Source organism: Bacillus sp. Marseille-Q1617 (assembly GCF_903645295.1).
Classification (GTDB): Bacteria; Bacillota; Bacilli; order Bacillales; family Bacillaceae_B; genus Rossellomorea.
The window spans coordinates 1,652,680-1,670,703 of the sequence record NZ_CAHJXM010000001.1 but is presented as its reverse complement, the minus strand read 5'-3'; the positions used below and the strand labels follow the sequence as shown (position 1 = coordinate 1,670,703).

Genomic DNA, 18,024 nt, shown 5'->3' with positions numbered 1-18,024 from the left:
CGGATTTTGATTATTAGTCATTAATTTGTGCGTAGTTTTTCCAGTTCAAGAAGGAATTTATTGTTTAAAACTTTGATGTATGTTCCTTTCATTCCAAGTGAACGGGATTCAATAACTCCTGCACTCTCTAATTTACGAAGAGCGTTCACAATCACAGAACGGGTGATACCCACTCTGTCAGCGATTTTAGAAGCTACCAGCAAACCTTCATTTCCATTCAATTCTTCAAAAATGTGTTCAATCGCTTCCAGTTCACTGTATGACAGGGAACTGATCGCCATTTGAACGACTGCCTTGCTTCTGGCTTCTACTTCTATTTCTTCAGCTTTTTCACGGAGGATTTCCATACCAACTACTGTAGCACCGTATTCAGCCAGAATAAGATCATCGTCTTCAAAACTTGCTTGCAGACGAGCAAGGATCAATGTACCAAGACGCTCACCACCGCCGATGATTGGTACGATTGTAGTTAAACCGTTCTTGAATAACTCTCTGTTTTCAACTGGGAACGCTGTATATTCACTTTCAACATCCAGGTTTGGAGATGTTTCTTGGATATTGAAAAGATTTTGAGTATATTCTTCCGGGAACTGACGATCTTCTAGCATTTGTTTCATTCTTTCATTTTCGATTTGCTGGTTAATCGCAAATCCTAGCAGCTTACCTCGGCGGCTTACTACAAATACATTTGCTTCAATTACACTACTGAGAGTCTCTGACATTTCCTTGAAGTTTACCGGTTTGCCGGCCGCCTTTTGGAGCATGGCATTAATCGTTCTTGTTTTTCCTAATAAATTCATTTTCATTTCCTCCTAGTACAACTAAATTGCATCTAATATTATATTTTTTATTATTCGAATTCACTAATCTTCTCTTCTATACCCAAATGAGCGATAGAAAAAACTTATAGGATGAATTGGCTTAGATCCTTGTCTTTTGAGATGGCCCCTAATTTATCATCGACATACTGAGGAGTTATTTTAATGGTTTCCAGCGTAATCTCAGGTGCCTCAAAAGATAAGTCTTCAAGCAGCTTCTCCATAATGGTATGAAGTCTCCGCGCACCAATGTTATCGGTATTCTGATTGACGTCATATGCAATTTCTGCCAGCCTACGAATAGCATCGTCAGAAAATTCAATTTGTATACCCTCAGTTTCCATTAATGCTATATATTGCTTTACAATCGCATTATCAGGTTCAATCAGGATACGTACAAAATCCTCGGTCGAAAGCTTCTGGAGCTCAACCCTGATTGGAAAGCGTCCTTGTAATTCCGGAATCAAATCAGAGGGTTTAGACATATGGAATGCACCTGCCCCGATAAATAGCATATAATCAGTTTTGACTGATCCATATTTTGTCACGATGGTCGAGCCTTCAACGATCGGTAATATATCGCGTTGAACCCCTTCCCTGGAGACATCTGCTGATGATTGACCAGAACCTTTACTTGCAATCTTATCAATTTCATCAATGAAGATGATTCCCGATTGTTCTGCTCTGACGATGGCATCCTGTGTTACTTCATCCATATCGATCAGTTTCTGTGCTTCTTCATTAATGAGTACTGTTCGTGCTTCCTTAACTTTCAGCTTTCTCTTTTTCTTTTTCTTCGGCATGAAGTTACTAAGGGCATCCTGCATGTTCATGCCCATTTGTTCCATCCCGGAACCTTGCAGCATATCAAACATCGAAGCTTGCTGTTCTTCCACTTCAATGGAAATGAATTCTTCTTCAAGCTCCCCGTTTTTCAATCGCTGTTCTGCCCTTCTTCTTTGTTCCCTTAAAGAAAGCTCTTCTTGTTTTTCTTCATCCTCATCCTGACTTTGACCAGTGCCATTCCCGCCGAAGATCATCTCAAAAGGATTTTTATAGGATGACGATTTCTTCTTAGAAGGAACGAGCAGCTCGACAAGTCGCATTTCTGCATTTTCAGCCGCACGCTCACGCACGCCTGCCATTTTTTCCTCTTTTACAAGTCGAACAGCCGTTTCCACAAGGTCCCTTACCATAGATTCGACATCACGGCCTACATAGCCGACTTCTGTGAACTTTGTTGCTTCAACCTTGACGAAAGGAGCACGTACCAATTTCGCAATCCTTCTTGCGATTTCCGTTTTCCCCACCCCTGTGGGACCGAGCATCAAGATATTCTTGGGTATTACTTCTTCTTTGATTCCTTCAGGAAGCTGACTTCTGCGGTAGCGATTTCTCAGTGCCACCGCTACGGCTCTTTTTGCATCCTTTTGACCGACTATATATTGATCTAATCTTTCAACTATTTCCCTTGGGGTTAATTGCTCAGCATTTTTTTTCAAATGACACACTCCTAACTTTTGAATAGTGTGAGAAAATTATATAATGAGCTGTTACAATTCTTCTACAATGATCTGTTCGTTTGTATAGACACATATATCTGCAGCAATTTGCAATGATGCTTTAGCAATTTCTTTAGCTGACAGATGTTCGCCGGAATATTGCTTTAAAGCACGTCCGGCCGATAGAGCATAATTCCCGCCTGAACCAATGGCTAAAATGCCATCATCAGGTTCAATTACTTCTCCAGTTCCAGATACAAGAAGTAAGTGTTTTTCATCCATGACGATAAGCATTGCTTCAAGCTTTCTTAATACTTTATCACTGCGCCACTCTTTCGCAAGTTCCACGGCTGCCCGCTGCAGGTTTCCATTGAACTCCTGAAGTTTCCCTTCAAACTTCTCAGACAATGTAAAGGCATCCGCGACCGATCCTGCAAAGCCCGCCAGCACTTTACCATTGAACAGTTTCCGTACTTTTTTTGCAGTATGTTTCATCACGACTGCATTACCAAACGTCACCTGTCCATCACCGGACATGGCAGACTCGCCTTTATGCTGCACAGCAAAAATAGTGGTAGCATGGAATTGATCCATTGTATGACCTCCAATATTAAGCACGCGGATGGTGTGCCAGATATGTTTTTCTTAACTGATCTTTCGTCACATGCGTGTATACTTGGGTTGCAGACAAATCAGAATGTCCCAATAGCTCTTGTACTGTTCGCAAGTCTGCCCCATTATTCAATAAATGTGTTGCAAAAGTATGTCTTAACTTATGCGGGTTTATCCTGCCAGTCAGAGATGCTTTTTCAACTATCTTATTCAGGATAAGACGTATGCCCCGCGTTGTCAGGGCACCTCCACGATGATTGACGAATACGGCAGAGTGACTTCGGTCTTTAATGAGCGAAGGCCGTGATTGATTTATGTATGCTGTCAATGCATCATGAGCAAAGCTTCCGAAAGGGACATACCTTTCTTTGTTGCCCTTCCCTCTTACAAGAATTGTTGACAAAGCCATATCAACATCTTTCAATTGCAGGTCAGCACATTCACTTACACGAATCCCTGTGCCGTAGAGGAGCTCAAAAATCGCTTTGTTGCGGATATCCAATAAAGTATCTCCGTCACATGCCTCGAGCAGGATCTGTATTTCTTCCTCATAAAAAAACTTGGGAAGCCGTTGTTCTTTCTTTGGAAGATTTACAAAAGAAAAAGGATTCGTGCTAAGCTGTTCTTCCCGATTCAGAAATCGGTAAAAGCTTCTTAAGCTTGAGATTTTCTTAGAAATGGATGCTCTCATTAATTTCTTTTCATGAAGACCCGTCAAGAAAATTCTCGCATCAGAATATTCCACTTCCCCTAATGAACGAAGGCCCTGTTCTTTCATAAATACGTAGAACTCCTCGATATCATGACGATATTGTTCAAAAGTATAAGTGGAATAATGCTTTTCTATTTGTAAATACTCTATAAATGAATGTAATTGTTCGGATAATGTATTTGACATATCGTTAACACCTCACAAGGGCTACTAAATAGTAACACAACCTTGAAGCCCATGCAATTAATTTAACAATTTTTTCACAAAGTTCTGAATTGTTTCCAACGCCCGCGCAGCATACTCTTCATTTCGTTCTTTTTTTCCTTTTATTTTTTCAGGAAGGTCCGGGAGCAGACCAAAGTTGGCATTCATAGGCTGGAAATTCCTCTGATTGGCTTTCGTGATATATCTTGCCATGCTCCCTATGGCTGTTTCATGAGGGAAGACAACAGGTTCTGTATCTAAAGCAAGCCTTGCAGCATTGATACCCGCTATCAGTCCGCTTGCTGCGGATTCAACATACCCTTCCACTCCTGTCATTTGACCTGCAAATAACAGGTTCTCCCTTCCCTTTATCTGATAAGTGTCTTTTAGAACATTGGGCGAATTAATGAAGGTATTTCTGTGCATGACCCCATAACGCACGATTTCTGCATTCTCCAGTCCAGGGATCAGTCGGAGTACTTCCTTTTGAGGACCCCATTTCAGGTGGGTCTGGAATCCTACGATATTATATAACGTACCAGCTGCATCGTCTTGTCTTAATTGTACAACCGCATACGGGCGTTTTCCTGTCTTGGGATCTTCTAATCCGACAGGTTTCATGGGGCCGAACAACATTGTTTTCTTTCCTCTCGAAGCCATCACTTCAATCGGCATACAGCCTTCAAAGAATATTTCCTTTTCAAATTCCTTTAAAGGAACGGTTTCAGCAGAGATCAGTGCCTCATAGAAAGTGTTGAATTCTTCCTCGGTCATTGGGCAGTTGAGATACGCCGCTTCCCCTTTATCATAACGGGATTTAAGATAGACTTTATCCATGTCGATCGAATCTTTTTCAATAATGGGTGCTGCTGCATCATAAAAGTACAGGTGTTCTTCTCCGGTCATGCTTTTTATCTTCTCTGACAGACTTTCGCTGGTTAAAGGACCTGTTGCAATGATAGTGATACCATCCGGAATATCAGTGACTTCTCCATGGTATACAGTCACATTCGGATGGTTTTTGACTTTATTTGTAACATGTTCTGCAAATTCATGGCGGTCAACTGCCAAGGCTCCGCCTGCTGGTACCGAGCATGCATCAGCAGCTGAAATGATGACGGAATCGAGATGTCTCATTTCCTCTTTTAAGACACCCACAGCATTCGTTAGCGTATTCGCTCTAAGGGAGTTGCTGCAAACAAGCTCCGCAAACTTATCTGTATGATGTGCTGGCGTTTGACGGACCGGCCTCATTTCAAACAGATTTACCTTTATACCCCTTTTTGCGATCTGCCAAGCGGCCTCGCTTCCGGCTAACCCGGCACCGATTACATTCACAACTGTCATTTTAACGTCCTCCCACTATACCCTCATTTTATCCATTTTGCATTGTACAACTACACCTATTATGTAAAAAAGTTATAAGCAATTCGAAATTAAAGATGTTAGGTCTTTTGTATAAATTTACAAATATGAAAAATGTTTTACAATCATTCAAAAACAGAAAAGAACTGACCCGGCAGGCAATAGAATGATTGCCTTCTGGGACAGTCCCTCGTTACATTGTATAAGTACTTCAGCGAAGAAGCAATCGTTTTTTATTGACTCCCTCTTATTTCTGCGGTTCTTCTTTATAATCACAGTTCGTACACTGTACCTGGTTGCCTTTTTTAAGCTTTTTCTCTACCAGCAGTTCTGAACATTTTGGACATTTTCTTTCAATCGGCTTATCCCATGAGAGGAAATCACATTCCGGATATTGATCGCAGCCGTAAAAAATCCGTTTCTTTTTACTTTTTCTTTCTATAATATTCCCTTTTTCACATTTAGGGCATTTAACGCCTATTTCTTTAACAATCGGCTTCGTGTTCCGGCAGTCTGGGAAATTGCTGCATGCCATGAACTTTCCATACCGGCCCATCTTGAAGACCATGGAATGTCCGCACTGCTCGCAGTCTTCGCCTGCAGGTTCATCACGGATTTCGATTTTTTCCATTTCATTTTCTGCCTTGACCAAATGTTTTTCAAAATCGCGATAGAATTCGTCTATGATTCTTGCCCATTTCACTTTCCCGTCCTCAATATCATCCAGGCTTCTTTCCATCGTGGCAGTGAATTCTACATCGATGATTTCGGGAAAGAACTCCCTGACGAGTTCCAAAACAATCTCTCCCAGTTCGGTCGGGATAAACCTTTTATTATCAAGGGAGACATACCCTCTTCTTTGAATCGTATCAAGTGTCGGCGCGTACGTAGATGGTCGGCCGATCCCGAGTTCTTCAAGCGTCTTGACAAGTCGTGCCTCCGTATATCTTGGGGGCGGCTGAGTGAAATGCTGTTTAGGATCAATCAGTTCACTTTTTACTTTATCGTTTTCTTTAAGTTCAGGGAGGAGATTGTCTTTTTCTTCCTTCTGGTCGTCAGACCCTTCGACATATACCTTCATAAACCCCTGGAACTTGACTTTCGAGCCGTTCGCCCTGAAATAGACCGGACCATTCACCAGATCTACACTCATGGTATCCATTATGGCTGGTGCCATCTGGCTGGCCACAAAACGTTCCCAGACTAGTTTATACAGGCGGTATTGGTCCCTTGAAAGGAACTCCTTTACTGAACCGGGGTCTCTGAGCGTGCTTGTCGGACGGATTGCTTCATGCGCATCCTGGGCTTTCTGTTGTTTCTTTTCTTTTCTTTCCGACTGTCTTACGAAATCATCACCATATTTTGTTGTGATATATTCGTTAGCTTCCTTTTGAGCTACTTCAGAAGTACGCGTGGAATCGGTTCTCATATAGGTAATCAAACCCACGGTGCCTTCTTTCCCTATGGCGATACCTTCATATAATTGCTGTGCAAGCATCATCGTTTTCTTTGCACGGAAATTTAATTTTCTGGCAGCTTCCTGCTGTAATGATGAAGTGGTAAAAGGAGGAGCGGGATTACGCTTTCTTTCCTTTTTCGTCACTTTATTCACTTCAAAGGATTTACCTTTTACTTTTTCGAGGACAGACTTTACTTCCTCTTCGGTTTTTAAATCGACTTTTTTTCCATCCAGCCCATAAAAAGAAGCTTGGAAGGTTTCTTTATCTTTCTTGAATTCAGCTTCAATGGACCAATATTCTTCTGGCGTGAAATTCTTTATTTCGTTTTCTCGGTCAATGATCAACCTTACCGCAACGGACTGCACCCTTCCGGCACTTAAACCTTTTTTTACTTTCTTCCATAGCAGCGGGCTTATGTTATAACCGACCAGTCTGTCTAGTATTCTTCGGGCCTGCTGTGCATCGACTAGATCCATATTGATTGGACGCGGATGTTTAAAAGATTCTTTAATCGCATCTTTTGTGATTTCATTGAATACTACCCGGCACTGGGATTCAGTATCCATATCCAAGCTGTGAGCCAGATGCCATGCAATTGCTTCCCCTTCTCTATCGGGGTCGGCTGCGAGAAAGATCTTTTTTGCTTTTTTAGCAGCTGTTTTCAGCTCTTTCAACACTGGTCCTTTACCGCGTATGGTTATATATTTAGGCTCGAATTCTTTTTCCACATCGACACCCATTTGACTCTTTGGTAAATCTCTCACGTGCCCCATGGAGGCCCGTACTTTATATTTTTTTCCTAAATAACGTTCAATCGTTTTCGCCTTAGCCGGCGATTCCACTATTACTAAATAATCTGCCATCCAATATGCCTCCTTGAAGAGGATAATAATCACTGTTTATTTTACAACCTGTATAAAAGGCACCGAGGTAAACGGTTTCATGCCTCTCCATACAGTATAAAGTTTTTTCATTCAGTGCGGAGTTTTCACCCCGGTTATCTCGTTAACTTCTCTTCTATTGTTTTCGATACCTGTTGCAAAATGTATAACAGTTTGCAAAGAATTGCAACCTTTTTGTATAAAATACTGCTATAAAATCTCTATTTGATGGAAAAAGTGATGCTTTATTACATGATTTTATATAATTTTCTGGAACTTTATACATGGAGCTCAGAAAAAATATCTTCTATAGATAATACCATTTTAGCCCCTTCTTTTATCAAGGTATTGGTTCCTTCGGAAAGCTTATGATCGAGGGCCCCTGGAATACAGAGAATTTCTCTTCCTTCATTCAACGCATAGTCTGCCGTAATAAAGGTGCCGCTCTTCTTTTCTGCTTCCGTTACTAATATTGCATGGGATAGACCGCTTATGATCCTGTTTCTGATAGGGAACTGCCATTTCTGAGGTTTTGTATGGGGGGGATATTCAGATATAACGAGCTGATGCTTCATCATGTATTCGGCAAGCTGAATATTTTCATGCGGATAGATATGCTGGAATCCACCCGCTATCACACCTATGGTATGCCCTTTGCAGTGGATAGCCATTTTGTGGGCCATTGTATCTGCCCCCCGGGCAAGCCCGCTGACAATCACTATCTCCTTTCCTGCCAGTTCCGGCATCATTTTTCGGAGATTATCTTCGGTATAAGAGGTAGCCTGCCTCGAACCGACAACTGCAAGCTTTATAGGAAAGTGAAGGAGCTCTTTTTTTCCTTTCAGAAAAATGATAAACGGGGGATCATACACATTTTTAAGAAGTTCGGGATATTCTTCATCATATAATGATAGCCAATGAATCTCATTCCTGCGATAACGTTCTTCATATATATGGAATGGAATGGTGTGGAGATCGCTGTGAAACATTTCAGCATTTGATGCTGTTGACTGCGATAGTTGCTGTATTGAAGCTGGAGATAGATCGTAGATCCCTGAGGGGTTTGACATCCTGGATAATAGCAGCTTAGTCCCTTTCAGCCCAAGACCTCTGCAATGCTGCATCTGAAATAGCAAGCGGGTTATTTCCTTCATTCGAGCCTCCTGTAGATAGTTTAATAGGGAACAGATGCAAAGAGGCTGAAAGCAAACATGCCCAGCCTCTTACATCTGATTGATTAATGTGTTTTACATTTATCGAAGATTCCTTCTTCTTTAAGAACCTTAATTAATGTTTCTCCCATATCAGAAGGAGTAGGAGCCACTTGAATTCCACATTCGTTCATCACGCGGATCTTTTCATCAGCCGTTCCTTTACCTCCTGAAATGATTGCACCGGCATGCCCCATGCGTTTTCCTGGAGGAGCCGTACGTCCACCGATGAAGCCTACTACAGGCTTGGTCATATTGGCTTTGATCCACTCAGCTGCTTCTTCCTCAGCCGTTCCTCCGATTTCACCGATCATGATGACTGCATACGTATCTTCGTCTTCATTGAAAGCTTTCAATACATCAATGAAATCCGTTCCATTTACTGGATCTCCACCGATACCAACGGCAGTTGACTGGCCGATTCCAGCTTGGGAAAGCTGATGGACGGCTTCGTATGTCAATGTCCCTGAACGGGATACAACGCCCACATGGCCTTTTGTATGAATGTATCCAGGCATGATACCGATTTTACATTCTTCAGGAGTGATGACTCCCGGACAGTTTGGTCCTACCAGACGTGTTTTCTTGCCTTCCATATAACGTTTCACTTTAACCATATCGAGTACCGGGATATGCTCTGTGATACAAATAGCTAAATCAAGTTCAGCATCAACCGCTTCCATGATTGCATCTGCTGCAAATGGAGCAGGAACATAGATTACTGAAGCGTTGACTCCTGTTGCTTTCTTAGCTTCTTCAACTGTATTGAAGACAGGTACGCCTTCAACCTCAGTTCCGCCTTTACCAGGTGTGACACCTGCCACGATTTGTGTGCCGTATTCAAGCATTTGCTTTGTATGGAAAAGAGCTGTTGATCCAGTGATCCCCTGTACAACAACCTTTGTATCCTTATTAATAAATACGCTCATTTGTCCCCCGCCTTTCTTAGCCTACTTGCTCAACGATTTTTTGTGCACCATCTGCCATTGATTCAGCTGCAATGATATTCAATCCGGACTTATTCAGGATCTCTTTACCTAAATCTACATTAGTACCTTCAAGGCGAACGACTAACGGTACTTCCAGACCGATTTGCTTAGCTGCTTCAACAACACCGGTTGCGATCACATCACATTTCATGATTCCGCCAAAGATATTGACAAAAATACCTTTTACGTTTTCATCAGAAAGGATGATCTTGAATGCTTCCGTTACTTTCTCAGCAGTTGCACCGCCCCCTACATCAAGGAAGTTAGCCGGATCTCCGCCGTAATGCTTCACGATGTCCATCGTTGCCATTGCAAGTCCTGCACCATTGACCATGCAGCCAATGTTACCGTCCAATGAAATATAACTTAGGTCGTACTTAGAAGCTTCGATTTCTTTTGCATCTTCTTCTTCAAGGTCCCGTAATTCCGTGACATTCTTTTGACGGTATAATGCGTTTGAATCGAAGTTGAACTTCGCATCCAATGCCATTACATCCCCATCACCAGTCACAACCAAAGGGTTGATTTCAACGATTGAAGCATCCTTTTGGACATACACGTTGTAAAGTCCCAACATAAATTTCGCAGCTTTATTCACTAGCTCTTTTGGAATATTGATGTTGAATGCGATACGGCGTGCCTGGAATCCAGTCAATCCTACCACTGGATCGATGTACTCTTTAAAGATTTTTTCAGGAGTCGCTTCCGCAACTTCTTCAATTTCAGTTCCGCCTTCTTCGGAAGCCATCAGAACAACCTGTGAAGTGGCACGGTCCAATACTAGTCCAACATAATACTCTTTCTTGATATCACAGCCCTCTTCGATAAGTAAGCGCTTTACTTCCTTACCTTCCGGACCAGTCTGATGAGTGACCAATGTTTTCCCTAGTAACTCTTCTGCATATGTACGCACTTCGTCAAGGCTCTTAGCAATCTTGACACCGCCCGCTTTACCGCGGCCACCTGCGTGAATTTGTGCTTTTACTACATAAACGCTTGAATTTAGCGTTTTCGCCGCTTCTACTGCTTCTTCAGCTGTAAAAGCCACTTTACCATTTGGTACGGACACCCCGTAATTTCTGAGGATTTCTTTACCTTGATATTCATGGATATTCATTTTCCATCCTCCTATCAAACTCTTCAAAAAATAGACTGCGCTTTCATTGTATAAAATGACAGTTTATCTGTCTACCATTATGCTAAAAATATTATATTAATTTAAAAATTCTGAACAGTCTTCATCCTGATTCACATTATTTGGCGGGTTATCAACTCTTTTACAGCTGCAATTTATTATTCTCATAAAATTATTTTCGACTATTTTCGAACTACTCCAACTTATCGGCGTTTACTATTTTCCATTTCTTTATCCAGTCTGTATATAAAGGCAAACACTTCCGCTACAGCTCCATAGAGCTCTTCAGGGATGGACTCACCGATATCGAGCCTGCCGAGGAGAGATAAAAGACTTTTATCCTCCTGAATCGCAACCCCGTGTTCATTTGCTTTAGAAATGATATTTTCCGCAATGATGCCTTTTCCCTTAGCCAGGACCCTCGGTGCAGATTCACCTGATTGATCGTATCCAAGGGCGATTGCTTCTTTTCTTGGATGTGATGTCATATTTTCAAATCCACTCCTGTATAAGAGACGTTCTGAATCTCTTGCATCTGCGTAAAGGCATCTTGATTTTCCGGTTTTTTCACCTTCACCGAAGAAAGCTGATAATTCATCCGGTGGAGTGAATCTTTAAGGGCCGGGATGAATGATTGAAAATATTGATTCACTGAATCTTGTTCATTCCAGATTGATAGAGAAATGACCCTGTTTTGCACGTGCATGTCCACAAGTGTTTCTTTAAGGCTGTCCAATTGGAGATAGAATAAGATTCTGCAGTGATCACTGTCGATTTTTCCCTTTTCTTTTTCTTTTCCCATCCACTGCACGGTTATGTCTGTGTGACGTCCGAATAAATACAGCGGGAATTGGTGGACGATATTCATAATGGAGGATTGCTCCCATGAAATCAGAGCCGGGTGGTTCATTTTCATCACGAGCCTTTCTGCAAGGTCCCTTATTTCTGCACCCGGGTGGTAAAGGAATAACTGGGTCAGCTTCTCTTTTAGTGTTGTAGAAGCAGCAGCGTTTTGCGGCTGGCTGTGAAGCTGGGATTCTAAATTGAATCCGAATGTGCGCAACATTTTTTTCAAGGCTTGTCCCAAATCTTCGCCTCTCAGATTGGACATCAATTCTGCGTCAATACCAGCGCTTATCATGTTGAAGATTTTCCCTTCATTTGTTAGCGGCAGCCTGGATTCCCATTTTGAGAGAAGCGTGGAATAGTTCCTTTCGAGCTGTTGCTTTTTGCTATCACCCAACAGATCAATCACATTCCCCGTCTTTCCATCCGATGAGTGTTCCAAGGTATATTTCACGACTTGTTCGATACTTTTTCTATTAGCCGTCCCCTCTTTACTTCCTTCAGCAGCTAACGTAGAAATGATTTTATCCAGTTCCTTCAAGGATTTAGAATCCTGAAGAGCAAGCACTTCCTTCATATTGGCCATTAGTGTTTGAAGTTGCTTGATTATGGTATTGTTTTCAACTAATGCACTGGAAAGCGAACTCTTCAATCCTTCGGTCAGCCGATGAAAGGTAAGGTCTTTAGGAAGTATTCCCAAAGACTTCAGCAGCTCAAAATTTCCGAGTCGTTTTGAAAAGGGTTCTGACTGATTCAGTGCATTTTCCATCGCTTTAATCGCCATTTGCTTTGCAGTATGAAACTGAAGAGGTTCTTGAATCTTCTTAATGAGAATCAGCGTGTCATGCTCGGATCCTGATACTGTTAAACGCTCTTTAAGGCTGTTTAACAGTCCGCTGAAAGTATCCTGAGCCTTTCCTGCTTCCAATGAGAGCATCACCTTCTCTGACAAAGGCAGATGATTTTTCAGCATATGAATCAATACCGGGAGTCGTGTTTTTAGATTCCCGGTATTGATCTGTTCTGATGCAAATTGAATGAGTTCCTTGGTGACAGGGATCTTATTGTCGATCATTTCTTTTACAACATTGAGGAGTACTTTGTCGGCGGGCTGCTTATGTAATTGGTTGATCAAAGCCTGTGCTGCATTTGCACTATTTTTTTCTCCTGGAATCTTTTGAATGAGACTGAGACTTAGCATGTCTTCCGTTTGATTTACCCTGACTAAATAGTGTCTGCCTGTCTCCAGGGGCGCATCAAGCTTTGCGATGAACTTTTGACCTGCGGAGGATACCTCAGCCATACCATCTCCAATAAGCTTATGTACAGATACATGTAGAATCCTTCCGTCCTGCATGGAGAACGGCTTGCTTTTTACATGGGATGAAGCTTGTGAATTGTATGCTCCTTGAATGTCATTCATCTCTTATTACTCCCCTATCATTTCAAGTCACAGTCTTTTACCGGAGCAAAACTCCTTCTGTGTATCGGTGTTACCCCTTTTTCGCTTAAACCGTCCAGATGTTCCCTGGTCCCGTAGCCGGCGTTTTGCTCAAATCCATATCCAGGGTATTTCACAGCATAATCTTTCATGAGTTTATCACGTGTCACTTTCGCAATGATTGAAGCTGCAGCAATTGAAATACTCCTCGAATCCCCTTTTATGATTGATTCTTGCGGATAAGGAGTTTGCAGTTTCATGGCATCGATCAATAGATAATCCGGTTGATAATCCAGATTTGCGATGGCATGGAGCATTGCTTTCTTTGTGGCTTCATAAATATTTATCGAATCGATTTCGTCTGCTTCAATCATCCCGATTCCTATGGAATGAGCTTCTTCCCGGATCACGTCAAAATATTCATTTCTTTTCGATTCAGATAGCTTTTTACTGTCGTTCAAGCCTGCCAGGTAAAAGTCTTGAGGTAAAATGACCGCGGCAGCAACGACAGGTCCTGCCAATGGTCCCCTGCCCACTTCGTCTATACCTGCAATCAATGAAAAACCTTCCCCGTATAATTTCTTTTCAAAGACAGTCAGAATCGCAAAGTCTTCCTTTTCTTTTTCGAGCCTTTGCTGGTTCCGGTTATAGTTCTCTATGATTTTTTGTACACCTTTTCTTTTGTCTTGATGTAATCGTTTCATCAGCGGATCATCTTTTGACATCTTATCTACAAGCGACTTGATTTCCTTGATCGTCATATTTTTCAGGTCCAATGAATTGTACTCCTTTTCTATATATCGGATCTTTCTCACAAAAATAAAGAGGCATCCATAAAGGGCGTTTACCTCTTTAAAGAGCCTCTATCTTTATTTCATTCCTCTTCGCTTTCCAACTCTTCGATCATATCGAATGTCATCGGCCCAAGCTGGACACTCCTGATATCACGGATGATCACTTCTGAAGTCTTATCGTAATCGACTTGGCCCCCACCCATCAGGCATCCCCGCTTTTTACCTACTGCATCGAATTTCTCAAGGATTTCGTCCGGAATCTCGTCAAGGCTGTAGCGTTCCATCAAACGTTCAGGGTAATGAGCCTCGAGGAATTTCAAACCAAATAATGCGATATCCTGTAAATTCAAGATGGTATCTTTGATTGCTCCTGTAAGAGCGAGTTTATAACCGACTTGTTGATCTTCGAATTTTGGCCAAAGAATCCCAGGGGTATCAAGAAGTTCAAGTTCTTTGCCCACTTTGATCCATTGCTGGGCTTTTGTTACTCCTGGAGTATTTCCAGTCTTGGCGATATTCTTTTTTGCAAGACGATTGATTAGCGTAGATTTTCCAACATTAGGTATCCCCACAATCATCGCTCTTATAGCACGGGGTCTCATACCGCGGGACTTCATACGGTCAAATTTCTCTTTAAGGATTTCTTTCGCTGATTGAACGATTGAATGGAGACCTTTTCCACCCTGGGCATTTACAGCAAGTGCTGTGATACCGCGTTCTTCAAAATAAGAGATCCATTGATCGGTTTTCACCGGATCTGCCATATCTGCCTTGTTAAGCAGGACGAGCCGGGGCTTCTGCCCGATGATTTCTTCAATCATGGGATTCCTCGAAGATAATGGGATGCGTGCATCCACAAGTTCAATGACAATATCTACGAGCTTTAATTTTTCGCTTACCTGCCTGCGGGCTTTAGCCATATGTCCCGGAAACCATTGTATCGTCATATGACCACCTCCAAACTTACTTTTAACTATTATTCCACTATACCCATATCTTTAACAGGCCAATAAATGAATTTGGTGTCACCGATTACTTCTTCAAATGGGATCGTTCCGATATGACGGCTGTCCTTACTGAATCGGCGGTTGTCACCCATTACAAAAATTTCGCCTTCAGGTACGGTTTCTCTATCTATGATATCTTTTAGTGAAAAGTCCTCTGTTAACGGACCTTCACTCACCTGCTCTTTGTACTCTTGTAAATATGGCTCTTTAAAGGCCTTGCCGTTTACGTATAATGTATCATTCTTATATTCTATCTTATCTCCGGGCAGGCCTATCACACGTTTAATATAGTCCTTTTGCTCTGGAGCATGAAATACGACGATATCGAATCTGTCAGGCTCTCCTAGCTTATTAACAATCATCCGATCGCCATTTTCTAAAGTCGGTGTCATAGATAATCCGTCAACCACGATCGGTGCAAATAAAAAATATCTGATAATAGCCGCCAGGCCCACCGCGATCAAAAGAGCCTTCATCCATTCCCACCACTCGTTTTTCTCTTTCGCCAACACATCCACCACCCTATGTAATTTCCTATCTTTTTCTATTCTACTAGAAAATCCTTTTTTTCTCATTATAAAAGGAGGAATTACTCCATTAGCCCCAACCTCTGAACCATGGTAATCCGGGGATTCCACTCTTATTATGTCCCTCAGGAAATTTACTGATTGACTCATTATGAACAGCAGGATGTTTTAAAGAGCAAGTAAATTATGCTGGACCTTCATCCAATACAAATTAAACAAGAAGAAAAGGAGCTTGTCTCCAAGCTCCTTTTCGTACGTTCTTGATTATCGAATTTCTTTAATACGAGCCGCTTTACCGCGAAGGTTACGCAGGTAGTAAAGTTTCGCACGACGGACTTTACCGCGCCGTACTACTTCTAATTTAGCGATTTTAGGTGTGTGTACTGGGAAAGTACGCTCAACACCTACACCGTAAGAAATTTTACGAACAGTGAATGTTTCGCTGATTCCGCCTCCACGGCGTTTGATTACTACACCTTCGTATACCTGAATACGTTCACGAGTACCCTCAACGATGTTAACGTGTACACGTACAGTATCACCAGGACGGAAAGATGGTAGATCAGAGCGAAGCTGTTCTTTAGTAATATCTTCGATTAATTTGTGCATCTTATTCAACTCCTTCCAACAGATGCTCTTACAAAAGCGATGGATTGCAGCGGAACATCGGGATCAGTGGTTATGAGGATAACTCCTCAAGCCACAAAGAATATATTAACATACTGAATGTCAGGATGCAATAGATTATCTGGACTTTTCCCATTCCTCTATCCATTGTTTTTGTTTATGGGATAAATCGTGGCTTTCGAGTAAGTCCGGCCTTCTTTCGAACGTTCTCCTGAAGCTTTCTTTTTCTCTCCACTCTTCAATTACACGATGGTTGCCGGAGATAAGCTCAGCAGGCACTTTCATCCCTCTGAAGTCGGCTGGACGAGTATAATGTGGATGTTCAAGCAGACCTGAAGAGAACGAATCCAGAATCGGGGAATCTTCATTACCCAGGACGCCCGGCAGGAGCCTCACAACACTGTCGATGACGACCATCGCTCCAAGCTCGCCGCCTGTCAATACATAGTCCCCGATTGAAACCTCATCTGTCACCACATGTTCCCTAATTCTCTCATCATATCCCTCATAATGGCCGCAGATGAAAATCAAGTGTTCTTCCTTTGCTAACTCCTCAGCCTTGGCTTGGGTGTAGCGCTCTCCCTGTGGACACATCAAGATGACTCGCGGCTTTGTTTCATTCTCGCTTTTGAGGCTTTCCACCGCATCAAAAATCGGCTGAGGTTTGAGGACCATACCGGCTCCGCCGCCGTATGGATAATCATCGACCTGGCCATGTTTATTGTCGGCATACTCGCGGAAATTAACTACGTTATACGTCACAGCTTGCTTTTCATGGGCTTTCTTCAAGATCGACTCTCCAAAAATACCATCAAACATAGAAGGGAATAAAGACAATACATCGATTTTCATCATGAAAGCAGCCCTTCCAATGGCTCAATCGTAATCAACCCTTCTTCTATATCGATTTCCTTTACAACATCCTCAATATAAGGAATCAAATGCTCTTTTCCTTTCTCTCCCTTAACGACCCATACATCGTTCGCACCCGGACTCAGAATTTCTTTCACCGTACCTATCTCTTCACCAAGGCCTGTTACGACCTTGCAGCCAACGATTTCGTGGTAGTAGTACTCGCCTTCTTCAAGTTCCTGCAATTGATCTTCCTGAACCTTCAGAACCCCTTCTTTGAATATCTCCACCTGATTGATATCGTGGTATCCCTCGAAAGTTAAAAGGTCAAAACTCTTATGCGTTCTGTGAGATTCAATGGTCAGCGAAATAGGTTCTTTCTTTTTGGGAAGAAAAAGGTAGAGCTCATTCCCTTTACTATAACGTTCTTCAGGAAAGTCCGTACTGGATACAACCTTCACTTCCCCTTTGACTCCATGCGTATTGACGATTTTACCTACATTAAACCATTTTTCCATACTTCCACCTCTTGTTGTCACCGAATTTCTTTGACGATTCCGTCTTCTATTATGATTGTTTTTGACAAAGCCTCTTCATCCCAATTGTCACCAACTTGAATATCTATCATACCTTTAACTTCCTTCTCTTTCAATTCACTGCCGATCGGGAGAATCTCCAGCTGCTCCAGTTGAAAATCCAACAGCTTGATTTTATCAAGTTTCTCATCCATTTCCTTTTGAAAATGCTGGCTTAGTTTATGAGAAGGATATTTCTTTGCACGTTCAATCTTCTTCCATTCGAATTGCAGCTGTTCATGCTCACGTTTCAATTGAACCTTTTGATTCTCATATCGTTTCAGCAGGACTTCTTTCGTACTCTCAGTCAGTACTTGCTTAACAGTGATTGTATGTATAATATTCAACGTTTTTCCCCTCCTTATTTCACCCCCAGAGATGACTTGAAAAAGGGTGTTTTCTTAGGGAGTTGTAGATGTACACATGTTTCGGGATATGAAAAAGGGGACTGACTTTGATAAGGCTG

The 18,024-nt window shown here is 42.0% G+C and carries 18 protein-coding genes; all 18 read right to left on the bottom strand.

The features are described from left to right. Positions 1-20: 20 nt before the first annotated feature. Positions 21-800 (bottom strand): GTP-sensing pleiotropic transcriptional regulator CodY, encoded by a 780-nt coding sequence (gene codY / locus HWX64_RS08320; RefSeq protein ID WP_175988973.1) that lies wholly within the window; start codon positions 798-800, stop codon positions 21-23. 104 nt (positions 801-904) lie between these two features. After that, a complete protein-coding gene (gene hslU, locus HWX64_RS08315; RefSeq protein WP_175988970.1) occupies positions 905-2,320 on the bottom strand; it encodes an HslU--HslV peptidase ATPase subunit in 1,416 nt (471 codons plus the stop codon). Between the two features lie 51 nt (positions 2,321-2,371). Next, positions 2,372-2,914 carry an ATP-dependent protease subunit HslV gene (hslV, locus tag HWX64_RS08310; RefSeq protein ID WP_175988968.1) on the bottom strand — a complete coding sequence of 181 codons (543 nt, stop codon included), beginning with the start codon at positions 2,912-2,914 and terminating at the stop codon, positions 2,372-2,374. A gap of 16 nt (positions 2,915-2,930) precedes the next feature. Next, positions 2,931-3,830, bottom strand: a complete 900-nt coding sequence (xerC, locus tag HWX64_RS08305) for a tyrosine recombinase XerC (RefSeq protein WP_175988966.1) — start codon at positions 3,828-3,830, stop codon at positions 2,931-2,933. A gap of 57 nt (positions 3,831-3,887) precedes the next feature. Further along, the gene (gene trmFO, locus HWX64_RS08300; RefSeq protein ID WP_175988964.1) at positions 3,888-5,195 is read right to left on the bottom strand and encodes an FADH(2)-oxidizing methylenetetrahydrofolate--tRNA-(uracil(54)-C(5))-methyltransferase TrmFO; all 1,308 of its coding nucleotides are present in this window, start codon (positions 5,193-5,195) and stop codon (positions 3,888-3,890) included. Positions 5,196-5,460: 265 nt separating this feature from the next. Further along, entirely contained in the window at positions 5,461-7,536 is a 2,076-nt protein-coding gene (gene topA, locus HWX64_RS08295; protein ID WP_175988962.1) for a type I DNA topoisomerase, read from the bottom strand. Between the two features lie 296 nt (positions 7,537-7,832). Then, positions 7,833-8,708 (bottom strand): DNA-processing protein DprA, encoded by an 876-nt coding sequence (gene dprA, locus HWX64_RS08290; protein WP_175988960.1) that lies wholly within the window; start codon positions 8,706-8,708, stop codon positions 7,833-7,835. Between the two features lie 83 nt (positions 8,709-8,791). Then, on the bottom strand, positions 8,792-9,694 hold the full coding sequence (gene sucD, locus HWX64_RS08285; RefSeq protein ID WP_071617899.1) for a succinate--CoA ligase subunit alpha: 903 nt from the start codon (positions 9,692-9,694) through the stop codon (positions 8,792-8,794). A 16-nt stretch (positions 9,695-9,710) separates the two neighbouring features. Then, on the bottom strand, positions 9,711-10,871 hold the full coding sequence (gene sucC / locus HWX64_RS08280; protein WP_175988958.1) for an ADP-forming succinate--CoA ligase subunit beta: 1,161 nt from the start codon (positions 10,869-10,871) through the stop codon (positions 9,711-9,713). 221 nt (positions 10,872-11,092) lie between these two features. After that, complete coding sequence (locus HWX64_RS08275; RefSeq protein WP_175988956.1) at positions 11,093-11,377, bottom strand: EscU/YscU/HrcU family type III secretion system export apparatus switch protein; 285 nt, start codon at positions 11,375-11,377, stop codon at positions 11,093-11,095. Next, positions 11,374-13,158, bottom strand: coding sequence for a hypothetical protein (locus HWX64_RS08270; protein ID WP_175988954.1), 1,785 nt, complete (start codon positions 13,156-13,158; stop codon positions 11,374-11,376). Before HWX64_RS08270 ends, HWX64_RS08275 begins: the two co-directional genes overlap by 4 nt. Positions 13,159-13,175: 17 nt before the next feature. Further along, positions 13,176-13,946, bottom strand: coding sequence for a ribonuclease HII (locus HWX64_RS08265; protein ID WP_175989689.1), 771 nt, complete (start codon positions 13,944-13,946; stop codon positions 13,176-13,178). Between the two features lie 104 nt (positions 13,947-14,050). After that, entirely contained in the window at positions 14,051-14,917 is an 867-nt protein-coding gene (gene ylqF, locus HWX64_RS08260; protein ID WP_175988952.1) for a ribosome biogenesis GTPase YlqF, read from the bottom strand. A gap of 29 nt (positions 14,918-14,946) precedes the next feature. Next, positions 14,947-15,486: a signal peptidase I gene (gene lepB, locus HWX64_RS08255; RefSeq protein WP_303049469.1), complete on the bottom strand. Its 540-nt coding sequence runs from the start codon at positions 15,484-15,486 to the stop codon at positions 14,947-14,949. A 282-nt stretch (positions 15,487-15,768) separates the two neighbouring features. Further along, positions 15,769-16,113: a 50S ribosomal protein L19 gene (gene rplS, locus HWX64_RS08250; RefSeq protein ID WP_175988950.1), complete on the bottom strand. Its 345-nt coding sequence runs from the start codon at positions 16,111-16,113 to the stop codon at positions 15,769-15,771. A 135-nt stretch (positions 16,114-16,248) separates the two neighbouring features. Next, a complete protein-coding gene (trmD, locus tag HWX64_RS08245) occupies positions 16,249-16,983 on the bottom strand; it encodes a tRNA (guanosine(37)-N1)-methyltransferase TrmD (RefSeq protein ID WP_175989687.1) in 735 nt (244 codons plus the stop codon). Continuing rightward, on the bottom strand, positions 16,983-17,501 hold the full coding sequence (gene rimM / locus HWX64_RS08240; RefSeq protein ID WP_175988947.1) for a ribosome maturation factor RimM: 519 nt from the start codon (positions 17,499-17,501) through the stop codon (positions 16,983-16,985). The genes trmD and rimM overlap by 1 nt, the downstream gene beginning before the upstream one ends. 17 nt (positions 17,502-17,518) lie before the next feature. Beyond that, entirely contained in the window at positions 17,519-17,905 is a 387-nt protein-coding gene (locus HWX64_RS08235; RefSeq protein WP_175988945.1) for a YlqD family protein, read from the bottom strand. Positions 17,906-18,024 lie beyond the last annotated feature (119 nt).